At 31.5% G+C, this 15,429-nt stretch carries 12 protein-coding genes; 2 read left to right on the top strand and 10 right to left on the bottom strand.

The window, feature by feature from the left end; translation table 11 throughout:
- Positions 1-2: 2 nt before the first annotated feature.
- The 8 genes from U0D62_RS25055 to U0D62_RS25020 form a co-directional block, all read right to left on the bottom strand.
- A complete protein-coding gene (locus tag U0D62_RS25055) occupies positions 3-491 on the bottom strand; it encodes a hypothetical protein (protein ID WP_322290109.1) in 489 nt (162 codons plus the stop codon).
- A 1,104-nt stretch (positions 492-1,595) separates the two neighbouring features.
- Positions 1,596-2,651, bottom strand: a complete 1,056-nt coding sequence (locus U0D62_RS25050; protein WP_322290108.1) for a formylglycine-generating enzyme family protein — start codon at positions 2,649-2,651, stop codon at positions 1,596-1,598.
- 120 nt (positions 2,652-2,771) lie between these two features.
- Entirely contained in the window at positions 2,772-5,822 is a 3,051-nt protein-coding gene (locus tag U0D62_RS25045; RefSeq protein WP_322290107.1) for a sulfatase-like hydrolase/transferase, read from the bottom strand.
- 196 nt (positions 5,823-6,018) lie between these two features.
- The gene (locus U0D62_RS25040; RefSeq protein ID WP_322290106.1) at positions 6,019-6,210 is read right to left on the bottom strand and encodes a hypothetical protein; all 192 of its coding nucleotides are present in this window, start codon (positions 6,208-6,210) and stop codon (positions 6,019-6,021) included.
- A gap of 902 nt (positions 6,211-7,112) precedes the next feature.
- Complete coding sequence (locus U0D62_RS25035; protein WP_322290105.1) at positions 7,113-7,784, bottom strand: response regulator; 672 nt, start codon at positions 7,782-7,784, stop codon at positions 7,113-7,115.
- A 240-nt stretch (positions 7,785-8,024) separates the two neighbouring features.
- Positions 8,025-9,983, bottom strand: a complete 1,959-nt coding sequence (locus tag U0D62_RS25030; RefSeq protein WP_322290104.1) for a tetratricopeptide repeat-containing sensor histidine kinase — start codon at positions 9,981-9,983, stop codon at positions 8,025-8,027.
- Between the two features lie 199 nt (positions 9,984-10,182).
- Entirely contained in the window at positions 10,183-10,341 is a 159-nt protein-coding gene (locus tag U0D62_RS25025) for a hypothetical protein (protein WP_322290103.1), read from the bottom strand.
- 446 nt (positions 10,342-10,787) lie between these two features.
- The gene (locus tag U0D62_RS25020) at positions 10,788-11,525 is read right to left on the bottom strand and encodes a LytR/AlgR family response regulator transcription factor (protein WP_322290102.1); all 738 of its coding nucleotides are present in this window, start codon (positions 11,523-11,525) and stop codon (positions 10,788-10,790) included.
- A 608-nt stretch (positions 11,526-12,133) separates the two neighbouring features.
- Between U0D62_RS25020 and U0D62_RS25015 the strand changes: the two genes are divergently transcribed.
- Both U0D62_RS25015 and U0D62_RS25010 read left to right on the top strand, forming a co-directional pair.
- Positions 12,134-12,814, top strand: coding sequence for an SIR2 family NAD-dependent protein deacylase (locus tag U0D62_RS25015; RefSeq protein ID WP_322290101.1), 681 nt, complete (start codon positions 12,134-12,136; stop codon positions 12,812-12,814).
- A 41-nt stretch (positions 12,815-12,855) separates the two neighbouring features.
- Positions 12,856-13,410: an adenylosuccinate lyase gene (locus U0D62_RS25010; protein WP_322290100.1), complete on the top strand. Its 555-nt coding sequence runs from the start codon at positions 12,856-12,858 to the stop codon at positions 13,408-13,410.
- 151 nt (positions 13,411-13,561) lie between these two features.
- Here U0D62_RS25010 and U0D62_RS25005 read toward each other — a convergent pair whose 3' ends face one another.
- Together U0D62_RS25005 and U0D62_RS25000 are read right to left on the bottom strand one after the other, a co-directional pair.
- On the bottom strand, positions 13,562-14,740 hold the full coding sequence (locus U0D62_RS25005) for a hypothetical protein (protein ID WP_322290099.1): 1,179 nt from the start codon (positions 14,738-14,740) through the stop codon (positions 13,562-13,564).
- A gap of 51 nt (positions 14,741-14,791) precedes the next feature.
- Positions 14,792-15,379, bottom strand: coding sequence for a DUF6705 family protein (locus tag U0D62_RS25000; protein WP_322290098.1), 588 nt, complete (start codon positions 15,377-15,379; stop codon positions 14,792-14,794).
- Between the last annotated feature and the right edge of the window lie 50 nt (positions 15,380-15,429).

Genomic DNA, 15,429 nt, shown 5'->3' with positions numbered 1-15,429 from the left:
GATTATGATAAAGTTATTGTTGAGTTTGTAGAGGACCAGAAATAGACGATATCCTCTCTGTATAAATATCCTTCTAAAGAAAAATTCTTTTGAAGTGAGAGAAATCCTTTTTCAATTTTATAATCCTCTTTGTAGGGTAGTTTTACAGTATTAAAAGATTCTGTATGAGAATCGTTTCTGTGTTTTTTATGAGAAATTAATAATAAAGAAGTAAGAGAGTGTTCATCTCCTATAATTACCTTACTATCATTATCATTCATCATAAAGGCATCATCAGATGCTTCATTAAGAAAAGAAAAAGCTATTAAAAAATATCCCCCTATTAAAAAGGTAAATACCCCTATTACAATTAAATTGTAATATCTAAATTTGTCTTCTTTTGAAAGTAGATTAACATTTGATCCAATGTATCTTAAAAAATCTTTGGAGTATAAAGATTTTGGTATATTGTTTGAAACAATATTATACAACTTCATAATGGTTGATTTCATAAATTAATCGTTATTCAGACCCTGCTCTTGTTGGCTCGCCAAAGTTTCACAATTGCAGGGTTGTTTATTATTTCCTGATTTTATATTGGATAATTCAAGTTATTTATACTTTATCATCCTAATACTATTTTATACTCAATATTTCAATTATTATTATTTAAGTCTTATTTAATACAGATCAATTATACGATCTGAACCATTTATTATATAGATACTATAATCACTATTAGGCATAACATATAGATTATTATCGTTATTTATTTTAAAAGAATTGGTTTTAAAAAATGTTGAGAGTATTATATGTACTAATATCACTGGTAGAAAAAAGATTTTTTTAACTACAATTAATACAGAAGAAAAAGTAAAATCGACCATCAGCAAAATATTTTAAAATCAATTAAACATTCTAGTTAGTTCACTTCTTAAATACACGCAAGGGCACACGAGTATCAAAATTTAAAATTATGATGATTTTTCAATAAAGAATACAGACAGTAATAAGGGTAATCAGAAAAAATAAAGACATTAATAAGTGGGGTAAGAAAATTCAGTAATGTCTATCTATACAAGTATTTTTTTTCTATACACTATCTATTTTAATTACTTGGGGTTTACGTTATGTTTTTTTTAACAATATAAATTTAGATATAAATATTTGATATTCAATATATTAAAAACTCAAAATATTTACGGAAAAACCACATTGATATAAAAAACAATATTTTCAGCAAAAAATTAGATAAAATGTAAGCTATTGCGCCATTTACTCTTTTTTATTCATTAAAACCTAATTATCAAACTGTTATATTGAAAATTTTTAATTAAAATCGAATTATATCAAGTATCACATTATGTTAATTTTTGTGAAAATCCCAAAAAAACGAAAAATATTTTTTGCGAAAAACAACTAGTTTTTATTCTACAAAAGTGTAAATTTCCCCGATAAAGTGCTTATAGTTCTACCGTAATACTAATGAGTTAATTGTATATTCTTCACTCAATAGTTATTAAAAATATGTCAATTTTTTTAATATAGTCCTAGTAAAAAAGAGCTAAAAAACTCTTTTTTACTAGGATCATACATAAATATATCTATTTAATTAACTATAAATTAATTACTGTTCTAAAACCTTTATGCTCTGAAGATGAGTCTAAACTGTTGCCCATTCTTGAAGATATTCTATAGCTTGCGCAGTAGGAAGCATTACAAAGAAAAGAACCACCTTTAATTACTTTTTCTTTAATTTGTTGTGATGAAGTTTTTGGTCCTTTAGGGTTTACTACTATATCTTTTATACTTTGATAATAACGAGCATCGTACCAATCAGAGGTCCACTCCCATACATTGCCAGACATATCATATAACCCAAAAGGATTTGCAGGAAACGATTTTACTGGTGCTACGCCCAAATAGCCATCCTGCTCATCATTTTTAACTGGAAAATCTCCTGTGTACGTATTTGCTGACTTTTTTAATACATCAGAATCATTACCCCAAGAGAATTGCACTTCCTGTTCTCCTCCAGTAGCTGCATACTCCCATTGAGCTTCTGTTGGTAACGTTCTACCGGCCCATTTGCAATAGGCAATAGCATCTTCGTAAGCAATATGTATAACTGGGTGATTTTGCTTTCCTTCAATAGTACTTCCAGGTCCTTGCGGTTGTCTCCAATTTGCCCCTGTTTTCCAAAACCACCATTGAGAGAAATCATATAAGTTAGCTACTCCATCAGGTCGCTCTTTAAAAATTAACGATCCAGGCTGTAATAGTGAATCATGTGGTTTGGGAGTGCCGGCAGGAACCTGTTTCTTCAATTCATCCCAATCTACAGGTCGCTCTGCTAGTGTGATATAATTAGTTTCTTCAACAAATTTCGAATATTGCGCATTGGTTACTTCTGTTACATCTATTAAAAAACTATCAACCACTACCTGATGTCTTGGTTTTTCATGATCCATAGCATATGCATCTGATGGTAATGCTCCTTGATAAAATGTATTTTTGGGAATCAAAACCATTCCCTCCGGAATTTCTATTTTTCGTTTTACCAGAATATCTTGTTTTTCTGATTTTACTGTCTTGCCGCATGAAATTAAAAGTACTATTATCAGTATTTGTGTACTAAAAATTGTAGATCGTGATATTTTATTTCTCTTCATAAATACAATTAACCTTTATTAGAAAAAATACCAAATGAGCGAATTGATAAAACCCACTCATTTGACAAACTCTAATGTACACCAATTAAATTACTTAATCCCTATGCTTTTTAAGTATAATTATAATTTAATTAGCTGTTTTGTTATTGATTGACCATCGATATCAATCTTAATAAAATACTGCCCTTTTGGTAATGTAAGGTTTGGTATTTTTATTTCGTTTTCGTTTTGATAAGATTTTCTTATCACAGATTGTCCTAACATATTAAATATCTGTATTTCTGCATTTTGATATGTCCCTCCTTTTATATTAATATTTATTTGGTCTTCAAAAGGATTTGGATACATCACAAAATTATGTTTATCGATATTTATTTCTTCGGTTACCTCTAATTGCTCTGCAAGCTGTTGTTTTGATGAAGCTGTACTGCATCCATTGATTACCACATCGTCTATATAAACCCAATCTTGATTTCCTGAGGCATCTGCTCTAAATCTTAATTGCGTAGTTGTGGTAAACGGTCCTGCAATAATTACCTGATCATTATACCTTTGATCATTTACAAATTCGTCATTTAGATTCCATTCTTCAGTAGTATTAAAATTGGCTCCACCATCAGTTGATATTTGTAACCAGAAATCTTCATTTACATTATCCATACTACGGCAATAATAAGAAAAGTCCACTGTTAACTCCTCATATATAGATAAATCCAGCGTATTAGTTGTCATTACCGAAGTAGATGTATTATCCCTTAATCTAATACAATAAGTTCCTGTATTGGCATATGCTGCATCACCCGAGTTTCTTCTGGCATCTGATCCACCATCATTCCAGATTCCCCATCCAGATTCAAAACCTTCAGAATTAATTACAGAATATGTACATTCTGGATTGGTATCTTCAATACAAGCTGCTGTTAATACTTCTGCAGCAGATAATGCCGTACCATATACCGCTACAGCATCCATTTTACCTGTATAAAAGCTATCAGCGGTAACGCCAAAACTATCTGTGGTTTGTACTCCTGCTAATCCTCCAGATCCAACATGTACCGGAATTGAAGAAGGAGCAGTACTATTTGACGTAGCTAAAATCCCATCTACATAAAGTGAGTGATTGGTAGTGTTACCATTATATACTAAAGCTACGTGATGCCAATCTCCATCATTAGGAAACGTAGTACTTAACTGATTTAAAGGACTACCACTGCTTCTTACTACAGATTCCAGGTTAGATCCGTTTAATCTAATAGCTATTCCGTTTGAGCCTCCTCCTTCTTCATAAAGATCTTGGATTCCAGATAATGCTGTTGGTTTTACCCACATCGATACACTACGCTGTGACATTGCTTCTATCATAAACGGTCCTGGGTTTTGACTATACTGTATTTTTGTTGCACCGTCAAATACTACCGATTGATCTCCTTCTTTAAAATCTACAGAATCATACGATAAGGTTCCGGTTATTAGAATTGGGTCATTACCATTTGCAGATGCATCATCAGCGTCTATCCCTATATCAAATCTCCAAAATGCCAAGTAAGTATCCGGTGCTACACAAGAAGGATCTAATGGTGGTTGTGTGATTTCTATAATCTCTGGTAATGGAACCGTATTACCATTACTCCTATACGTAGGTAACGGTGCGGATACATTGATTAGGTAATTTCTTAGATCGGTACTCATATCATTTGCAATCGTCAAAATTGCAGTATCTGGGGTACCTGCCAGTAGATTTGTTGTTTCACTAATATCAGTATCGAGATTATAAAGATCATACGAAGCTGTTTCATAATAATGAATTAATTTATAGTCTCCTTTTCTTATTATGGATACTGGTCGTTGATCTCGTTGACTATTAGCAATATATCCCGGAAAATGCCAATATAAAGCATCTCTGTTTAAGTTTGGATTTGTACCTGTTAACATCGCCCATTGACTTACTCCATCAATATCATAGTTTGAAGGCAAGGTTCCTCCTGCTGCTTCTACCACTGTTGGGTATAAATCAAATGCTACAATAGGCGTATTATTGATTGTTCCCATATTGGCCAATACTCCTTCAGACCAGGCAAAGGTAACCGAACGGATACCTCCTTCTGTATATTCACCTTTCATTCCTTTTAAGGGGACATTATCTTCTGGTCCGTTTGCTCCTCCATTATCAGAAATAAAATATACCAGTGTATTTACTGATAACATATTGCCAGGATTACGAGGATCGGGTGTTGTTTTTAGATAATCAATAATACGACCAATAGTTTGATCCATTCCTTCTAAAATAGCGGCTTGTGCTACATTATCATGTCCTATCTGACTTGGGTTTGTATTATTTTTTGCTACATACTTAGCGTATAGATCGGGTCTTGCATTTGCCTGACCCCAAGGACCATGAATCGCATAATTACTAAAATGCATAAAGAACGGAGAACTATTATTAGCATTCATAAAATCAATAGCTGCGTCTCCCATGGCATCTGTTACGTGCTTTGCAGTACCGTCTAAAGAATTATCACCTGCCAGTGCTAAAGATTCTGCGGCTGTATATGGATCTGCATATACATCTAGTTCTGGGCCAATTCTTTGATGAAACTCCCAATTACCACCAGACAAAGCTGCAAAGTATGAACCTGGTGCGCCATCAGAATCTCCTCCATAATTAAAATCAAAACCTTGATCTGTAGGCGCATTGTTTTGACTACCTCCGGAATGGTATTTTCCGAAATGTGCGGTTGTATATCCTGCTGTTTTAATAGTTTCGGCGATGGTAATAGCACTTGCCGGAATTTCATCTTCGCCATTAGATAATCCTTGACTTGGTCCTACCAGAAGTGAATTACTATCACCTCTATTTAATCCATTTACTGCAAATACATTATTTGTAGGTCTTGATGCCCATTGACCACTTAATATTGCTGCTCTGGTAGGCGCGCAATTTGCTCCGTTTACATAAGCATTCGGAAAAGCGATACCCTCACTAGCTAAGGATGCTATTCTAGGGGTTTCATAAAAATCACTAGGATTATTCATAGTGATTTCGCTAGAGCTCGTTTGGGACCATCCCATATCATCTGCAATGATTACCACAATATTAGGTGATTGCGAATACATTGTATCACAGATGCTAATCATCATTAGTAATACTAGAAACTTGATTGTACTTTTCATAGAAATAGTATTGATTTGGTTATAAATTAATTGTTATTCACAGTCCGATTTTTGCTGGCTCGCCAAAGTATTGCAGCTATCGGATTATTTTAAATTTTTAATTGACTATAAAAAAGAGTCTATCTAATATATTGTTAAGCGCTTATCTTAATGTTCATTTTACATTAATTATATGCTACTATAATGTAGTCATACATTATGATAGATTTTTTGTAATAAACTCTCTGGTGGTTTGATCCTCCTGAACTAATTGGTATTCTGATTCTTGTTGTATATCAAAAGGATTAGATCTGATACCGGTAGCGTATACTATGACCACTAAAATGGTTGGTACAAAGAAGAATTTTTTAATTATTTTAAATAAAGTTGAAGAAGTAAAATTGTCCATAGGCATTTTTTTTAATTAATTAATAAGTAGGTTTATAAGAATACACTTGGGGTGTATTATAGAGTTCATATTGATTATTGTTATCTAAAATTATATTTGGAATAGAAAGCCTTAGTGATGCAAAAGAAAAGACAGAACACTTGGGGTAAGAATATTTAATATTGTCTTAGGTATTTTTGCTTTATATGCTCACTATTTTTAAAACTAATTACAATAGTGTGTTTTTCAATATCATAAAACTATACATAAATAATTGATAATCAGTACCGTATACACTCAAAATAAATACGGTTAAACCGTAATGACATATTAAGATTATTTTTACGCAAAAAATTAAATAAAACCTATTAAATCATTATTTATCCAGCAAATACTTCAATAAAACATTGATTATCAGGTGTTTTTTTATCAATATTATAAAAATATACGATTCTCATTCTTTGTATTATTCATATATTTTAAACAAAAAGTGCATTTTATGATGTTTTTTAAAATCATAAAAAAAGCGGAATTTTCCCTAAATACAATGTATTGATCTCCCGTAACAGTTATACGTGTATTATATCAAAGGTGGTAAAATTCACTTCTAAACAGTATAAATTTGATGTCAAAAATAAGTCAGTTTGCCTGTTTTTGTGATAGTAAAATGTATCGAAAACAAGTGGTTTCTAACACAAGTTAATTTCGCTACAATTTTTCTCCATTTCATTATAAAAAATCACTCAATTTGACGGCTTTTGTTAGTTCCAACGTTATAATCACATCTACATTATTTAGTGTAACATAAGTACACTGTTATATTTTTGAAATTCGAGATTTTTTTCAATAAAAAAAAGAGATAGGTTTACTATCTCTTTTTAACTATTTAAGTATGATAACTATCTATTCTCAAGATCAGTTCATTATACAAACCCTCTTTTACGGGCTTCTTCTAATAGTTTTTGATCATCTGCCTTGGCAATAGAGAACATCTCTTTGATCTGATTTTTTCTTTTTTCTATGGCACTTAAAGATAAGCTCACATAGTTAGGTAAGTTTTTAGTTTTTACACCTCTAGAAAGATGATATAAAATCTTAAGATTCTTTTCATCAAGTGAGAAATTATTGGTCATCATTTTTCTAAAATGATTGTTTACCGTAGCACTATAATATGGAGTACCACTAACAATATTATTAAACGCCAATAATAATTCGCTTGAAGTCAAATCACTTTTGATAAGGAATCCTGATGGATTGATATTTTTAAGAATATTATGGATTCTGTGATCCTCTCTATGCATCGTTAAGATTATCACCTTTGCTTTTGGTAACAGCTCTTTTGCATGTTTTGCCAGATCTTCTCCAGAGGTAATTGTACCATCAGAAGAAGGTGGTAGCTTGATATCTACAAAAAGCATGTCATAAGGAGCGGTCTTGGATGATTTTAAAATTTTATCATAAGCATCATCACAATTGGATGCAATATCAATTTTAATCTGGTACTCCTTTTGATTTTCTCCTAATAAGGTGTTTTTATACCCCTCGATAATCATAGGATGATCATCGATCATAAGAACTTTTAGCTTCTTTTTCATTTGTTTAAATTTAGCGTTTTTAAGAGCCTATCCGGCTAGGTAATTAATAGTCAGATAGGTAATTCTACATTATTATGATTCTCCCTCATGGTTATTGGGAGTATAGAAATCAATAATAATGCCCTTTTATTAATTCATAACTTGTGTCTATTCTCTAATATAGACTCTTTTCTTTAATAAACTATTATCTCAATATAATATTATATAAAGAAAAAAGCAATTTGTGTGATCTCCAAGAAATTAGATTGGCACACTTACAGATACCGTAGTACCTATATCTTTATTGCTAATAAAATCAACTACCCCACTCATCTGACTAACACGGGATGTAATATTTTTGAGACCGATTCCTCTTTTTACCTTGGTACTTTTAAAACCGATTCCATCATCTAAAATAGTAAGATTTATGTTATCATCCACATAATCAAAACTAATTTTTATCATTTCTGCTCTGGCATGCTTAAAAATGTTCTGTAATGACTCTTGTAAAATCCTAAACAGGTTTACTTTTTTCTGGTCATTAATCTCCTCCCAATCAATGTTTTCATCATTATTAAACTCAAACTCCATTTTGTGAGCTTCGCAAAGATCACTAATCAAACTCTCTACAGCATCGATATAAGCCACATCTGGAGATATGGTTTCTGTACCCAGATCATGAGAGATGAGACGTATTTCTTTTTCTATCGATTTAAGCTCTTCTATATATTTTGTTCTGGCTTCTGTAAACCCATCATTGGCACGTTGATTGATCCCATCCAGGCTTAGTCGTACTCCAAAAAGACGCCCTAATACTCCATCATGCAACTCTTCTGACATACGTTGTTGCTCCATCTGTCGACCTTCTTCTAGTTTAAACTGTTGATTAAGTAATAAACGATAAATCTCCTGGTTAGACTCTTGCTGTGCCTGGGCAAATAATAGCTCTTTATTGCTTTGTTGCTGCCTAAATATGATATAGACTAACAAAAATAAAGCGGTTAACCCTAAAACAGCAATGACAAGGATCTCATTTTCACGACTTACACGAATGCTTTCTTCTTTAAATTGATCTGTTTCATAACGAATACGAGCAAATTTATCCTTAAACAATCTTTCTTCTCTTTGTAAACTATCATTAAGTTTTATGTAAGCTTGCGCATATTCTAAACCTTCTTCACTATCTAATACTTCTGACAAAAGCTGATATGATTTAAGTAACTCTTCATTTTCCTTTAAATCTAAAGATACGTCTCTTGCTCTTTTTGCATAAATACTTGCTATACTATCTGCTCCTTTTGTTTTATAATATTCTGCTAAATGTAAAGTGTTAGCAATAACTCCTCTATTATTTTTTATACTATCTCGAATTCTTAAAGCTTCATAAAAAAGATCTGGTATATTAATTGTGTCATTAGATAAAAAGTTAACATAAGCCAAATTATCTAATAATCGAGCATAACGAGATCTTTTCTTCTTTAAAATTTCTTTATACGAAAGCGCCTTATTGTAATATTCTTTAGCTTCATCATATTTTTTTTGAGATTTATATACCGTTCCTATGTTATTATAGGATATAGTTTTCTGCGATACCTCACTATTATTTATTTTAGCATAATCAATAGCTTTAAAATGATAACCTATTGCTTCATCATATCTTTCCAGATACTTAGCCAATATTCCTAAATTAGTATAGCACAAAGGTAAATATTGTGGATTTTCTGCTAATTCAAATTTTTCAATAGCTTTTATAGTAATGTCCTCGCTTTTTCTATAATCTTTAGTCTTTTGAAATATTCGAGCTATATCTATCAGTACTTTACCCTGTTCAAAAGCATAATCTTTACTGTTATATTTTTTATCATCTAACGAAGAATATATTTTATCCGCTTCATAAAAGTTTTTATAGGCTACATCAAGTTTTGAACTTCTATAATAAATCCCTAAATAACCATAAGATTCGGCCATGTTAAGTGAATCATTTATAGAAGTAGATAACTTCAAAGCCTTTTCATTCATATCTCTATAATTATCATAATCTCCAATTGAATAATATATAAAAGATATTTCTTGAATTTTCTCTACTTTAGAAATATTGTCCTTTAAAGTAGAGTTGAAATTATATGCTTTTTCTAAGTTTTTTTTCCTTTCATTAACTGTATTCTGGTTGTTTTTGGCGTTGTCAATATATGTTTGTATCATATTAGATTTCAATTCCACACTTTCCAAAGTTTCATTTTTCTTGTTACAGCTAAAAAAAACAGAAAACACAATGGAAATAATAAAAACAGAAAATCGTTTGAGCATTGTATAATAATTTATTTCTAAAATAATGATTTTATATACAACAAAAAAACAAAAAAGAGTCCTAAAAACTTAGAACTCCTCTTTTATTTATATTTTTTTAAAAAAAGTTATATTAATTTCCTCCTGGAGGTGTAACTTCTTCTACTTCGTCCTCAGTTGCTATTGTATCTTCCACTTCGAATCCTACCTCATCATTTACTGAATCAGTTTCACAAGCGATAAACATTGAACTTACAAATAATATAGCGAATATTGTCTTAATAGTTTTCATAGTATTGTCTTTTTTAATTAGTTTTTTAGTATTTTTTTTAATTTTTCTTTTCCCAGCATTATTGCTTATAAGGGGTTATTCTTTTACGTTTGTTTTAACTTAGGTTGTCGCGGCGCTGCTTTTATTTTTTTTGAGGTTGCATCCCTTAATATTGTTTTCCCAAATATTTTATTGGTCCGTACCTCAATTGTACACTACAAATGTATGATCCTTAAGCCTTTGCGCCTAATATATTAAGGTGTGTTTAGTAGGTTACATCCTATAAGAAGTAGATGAACGGATTACACGAGTAAGTTGACCAGTTTTAAAAATTTGATAAGAACTGTAAGAATAAGATTACCAGTAAGACCATACGTATACGTAGTTCAAAAAAATCATAAAAAAAAGCAAAAACCCTTGAAAAAGTGTTTTTTCAAGGGTTTGTATTCTATATACTCATTAAAAGATTACACTTGTAATAAGCTCTTTTTTGCTAAATTATCTTTGATTTCTTCTACATTTGTCTTATAGGATCTTGAAAAAGGAATCAAATCGTTTGTATTTTTGATCGCACATTTTGCTTTTCCAAAATGTATCCTCGATACATAATTAGTATTAATAATGTAACTATTATGTATTCGCACAAAATAATCTGGCAGTAAATTCTGGAAATGTTTTAAGGTTTTAAAAGCTTCTACCTTATTACCATTACTCATAATAAAGTCTGTCGTATTATTATCTGCTTTTAAATACAGGATGTCTTCTATGTTTACAAAACGATAATCTCCATATGATTTAAAACACAATGTATGGTCCATAATTTGACCAAAATCTTTTTCGAATCGATGCAATGTTTTAGTGATCTGACTCTTAGCCAGTGGTTTAAGAATATAATCAAGTACGCTGTTACGTATTCCCTCGATCGCATATTCGGCCGTTTTTGTAATCACAATAAACTGTGGCAGGTACGCCATGTACTTAGCAAGTTCTGATAATAAAGAATATTTTGTTTTATCGCTGTGCACTCCCGCAACTTCTGGTTCTAAAAACACCAAACGGGGTTTTCTTTCCAGAATAAGATCGAGAGCTTCTTCTTCATCTTTTGCTATTCCTGTACATATATAGTTCTCACGACCCTCTAATGCCAATTGAATAGAATCTGACGATTTCTGATCATTATCGATTATTATATAAGGGTATTTCATAGGGTATGATAATTAAAGTAGTTAGCGTTGGTTGTAAAATATCCTATAATTCTAGTTACAAGATAGCTTTTTTACTGTTTTTTTTGCTGTGGTAAAACCGCAATATTGATACGGACAGGTAACATTATCAAGGAGTTACATTGGGTATTTAATCCTAAAAAGCATGCTATTCATCGAAATAAATCCATAGCGCCTCTAAAACGTTTTGAGGCAATACTTAGTATATAAACTCAAAAAAACTGTATAAAAACCAAAATATGGGCTTTAAAACCGCCTTTTTAATAGCAAAAAATTATTGTTTTAATAACGATCATAATTAAAAATTATTATTAATTACTACTTGTACGTATTACTTTATAAAACTAAGTGCTCAAAAAATCATAAAACACAGGATACGTAGTAAAAACTACGTAGTATCACACAAGAATACCTACAAAACACCAATAATTACTTAGAAAAATATAGTCTACTCGTTTATAAAAACTTGTACATTTAACTTAGTTTCTTAAAAAAATGTTATAAAACTTATAATCTTTATAAAGTACATACGTAGTCCATATATTATACGATTTCTTTATAGTTTCAAACTACTACTAAAATTAAAGCGGGTGAAAAACATAGTTATACTTACAGGAGCAGGTATTAGTGCTGAGAGCGGCATAAACACTTTTAGAGATGCTAATGGTCTTTGGGAAGGTCATGATATTATGGAAGTAGCTTCTCCAATTGGCTGGAGAAACAATCCAGAACTGGTTCTTGATTTTTATAATAAAAGACGACGCCAGCTGCTTACTGTGGTTCCTAACATTGGGCATACAGCGCTTACTACGTTAGAAGAAAACTATAACGTAACTATTATCACACAAAACGTAGATGATCTTCATGAACGTGCTGGTAGTAGTCATGTAGTACACCTACACGGAGAGTTATTAAAGGTGCGTAGTCAATTTGATTCGGATCTTGTTTTAGACTGGAAAACCGATCTTATAACAGGTGACTTATGTGATCATCAATCACAATTAAGACCACATATTGTATGGTTTGGTGAAGATGTACCCATGATGGAAAAAGCGATAACAATTACAGAACAAGCAGATATATTAATTATTATAGGAACTTCTATGCAGGTATATCCTGCAGCTGGTTTGGTAGAATATGCTCCTGCAAACACTCCTATTTATTTTATTGATCCTAATCCATCGATAGCTCCTAAACCGAATCTTACCATCCTTGCTGAAAAAGCAACGGTAGGAGTACCACAGGTCGTTGATCAATTGATGCGTATATAAAGAATATGTCTTTATTTTTAAATAAATCGTTTGTATAACTTATGATATCACTGGAAGAAACCCTGGATACGATTGATCACTCTCGAGAAAAGAGAGGTTATTTTGCCAATCTTGTACTACAACATCCAGAATTGCTTCCTGAGCTTCTTGATATCTGTTCAAGAGTAGATGATGAGATTTCTTGTAGAGCTTCGTGGGGATTAGAGTTTTTATGTAAACACCGCCTGGATACCATTCTTCCTTATCTGGATCGTTTGCTTAATATTATGCCCAGCGTATATAAACATCCTGCTGTGCGACCTATGGCAAAAATATGCGAATATCTTATCGTAGCTTATTACAAAAAAAGAAACTCTCAAGTGCAAAAGCTATTGAGTGTACAGCATCGTGAACAAATCACCGAAATCTGTTTTGACTGGCTCATTACTGATCAAAAAGTAGCTCCAAAAGCGTATTCGATGACTAGTTTATATCTATTAGGAACTGAGTTTGACTGGGTGCATCCTGAACTTAAAATTACCCTGGAGAAAGGTTATAATGCTGGTAGCGCTGCTTATAAAGCCAGATCAAGGATGGTATTGCAAAAGATTAGGTGATCTTGAGTTCTTAAATACGATTGTAGAAATACGAAAAAAAAATACGAAAGTAGAAATGTGAGATGTTGCGGTTATAAACGGCTCTTTTAAATACTGTGAGTTGGATATAAGGAAATCACATCTATTTTAAATATTTTTGTGATAGCAACGGTTAATCTGTATAATATGTTATTTTTCTCTTGCGTACGTACAGTTCTTCTCCATTTACAGACTTGGTTTGTTCTATCCAGTTGTTGTATTGATCGTATGTGTATTTAAAAGCTACCGTATCAATTTTGTATTTTCCATTATTGATTATTTTACTAAGACGTTCTTTTTGGTTATAAAAATATCTTTTGGAGGTACTGTCTTTTGGATATTTTACATTTGTTCTGGCACTTTTAATGATGCGTTTATCATCATTGTATTCTTTATCTGTAAAAGTTACAAGAGAGTCTTTGTTGGTACGTTTAATCTGGATCAGAAGATCTCCTTTATACTTTAGTTTTATATTGAGTTTGTATTCGTCGTGTTCTTGTATTTCTATTTTTCTGTTTTGATCATCCCATACATATGATGTTTTTAATGTAGTAGTTTCTTTAGGTACTCGACGACCTAACTCTTTCATTTTACCATCTAGATGCAACTGGATACGTATATGTTGCGGTTGTTTTTCTACCCACTCAGGATACTTAGTCGTATATGAGGAATGAGAAAATATTTTTATTCTTCTGTTTTGATCGTCATATTCATAAATAGTAGAATTGCCGGTTGCTCCTCTAGGGCCTGATTTTTTGATTTCTATTAAATTTTCCTGATCATCATAGATATACTCTTTATACCAATAGAAGTCTGGTGAATCAGAAGAATACAATAACGTAGTTAATAATTTATTTTTTTTATTGTAGTGATAATTGGTGGCTCTATGACTACCATCATTATAGATTTCTTTATGTTGGGTTTTATTACCATTATCATCATAGGTATATCTATAATCTGCCTTGATACGATTATGACCATAATACCAAGTTTCTTTGGTACGTTTTTTTTGTTTATTGTATTCTATATAATAGCTGCCGTAGGATACAGATACACCTCCATACCAATAATCAATATATAAGGGAAGTCTGGCTTCAGGTATCCTATAAAAAATCTCCGGATAGAATCTCATTCTTGAAAAACGAGGTCCATATTTAACGTTTTTGTATCGTTTTTTTTCTTTTTTACGAAAGGCTTTAGTAAATAATAATTGTTCTCGTACTGATTTTACAGGTCCTAGTATTGTATCTCTTTGTGAATAGCCTGTATAGGTTATAAAAACAAAAATAAACAGTAGTAATTGTTTGATCATAATGTAGTTGATAAAGATACAGTATAACTATCAGTGTTTTTATGGATGTATTTACTCTACTTTAGTCAATGTCATCTGATACGGCATTTTATAAACGGTGCTGTATACACCGGGAGTACCAGTACCATATAAAGCAGTCTTGACTTTCCAATTTAACCGATGTTTATTTTCTCTGGGGCTATAAAAATAAGTCATGGACAATGAATCAAAATCCCCACCCCTGATACCTGGTTCGTGATAGATTAACTTAATCTTATTGAGGTCTGTATTATTAATTATACTACCAGAGATATCTGTAGAAGGGTTATTCTCTGTGGTTACTGGTGTGTTATAGGTATCATAAATCACTTGCCCGTTTTTGATATACTTATAACGGCTGTATAACTCATCTTTATAATATCCCATACCTGTTCTAATTTGTGATACTTTGGTAAAAGTAATTTCAAATAACTCTATAGGAGATTGGTATCGCCAAGTGCCCACAAATTTATCCAAAACCCCGTTTATATCTTTATAATAATAATCACTACTTCTTTTAATACGATTTTCTTGTTTACTTTTATCCTCTATAGGGATTTCTGTTTGGGCAAAAGCTTGCAGGTTAATACAAACTATCAATATTTTTAGTATTTTTTTCATATCAAAATATAAAAAACACTGATAACCCTAATTTACCAGTGTTTTTTATG

The sequence above is a fragment of the Aquimarina callyspongiae genome (assembly GCF_034322225.1).
GTDB lineage: Bacteria > Bacteroidota > Bacteroidia > Flavobacteriales > Flavobacteriaceae > Aquimarina.
Note: the sequence above shows the minus strand (reverse complement) of the source record. Positions and strands in the feature narration are given on the sequence as shown.

Coding starts and splice junctions, on each gene's coding strand:
- U0D62_RS25050 (WP_322290108.1), bottom strand. CDS start 2,651: ATGAAGAGAAATAAAATATCACGATCTACAATTTTTAGTACACAAATA.
- U0D62_RS25000 (WP_322290098.1), bottom strand. CDS start 15,379: ATGAAAAAAATACTAAAAATATTGATAGTTTGTATTAACCTGCAAGCT.
- U0D62_RS25005 (WP_322290099.1), bottom strand. CDS start 14,740: ATGATCAAACAATTACTACTGTTTATTTTTGTTTTTATAACCTATACA.
- U0D62_RS25055 (WP_322290109.1), bottom strand. CDS start 491: ATGAAATCAACCATTATGAAGTTGTATAATATTGTTTCAAACAATATA.
- U0D62_RS25025 (WP_322290103.1), bottom strand. CDS start 10,341: ATGAAAACTATTAAGACAATATTCGCTATATTATTTGTAAGTTCAATG.
- U0D62_RS25035 (WP_322290105.1), bottom strand. CDS start 7,784: ATGAAAAAGAAGCTAAAAGTTCTTATGATCGATGATCATCCTATGATT.
- U0D62_RS25010 (WP_322290100.1), top strand. CDS start 12,856: ATGATATCACTGGAAGAAACCCTGGATACGATTGATCACTCTCGAGAA.
- U0D62_RS25020 (WP_322290102.1), bottom strand. CDS start 11,525: ATGAAATACCCTTATATAATAATCGATAATGATCAGAAATCGTCAGAT.
- U0D62_RS25045 (WP_322290107.1), bottom strand. CDS start 5,822: ATGAAAAGTACAATCAAGTTTCTAGTATTACTAATGATGATTAGCATC.
- U0D62_RS25040 (WP_322290106.1), bottom strand. CDS start 6,210: ATGGACAATTTTACTTCTTCAACTTTATTTAAAATAATTAAAAAATTC.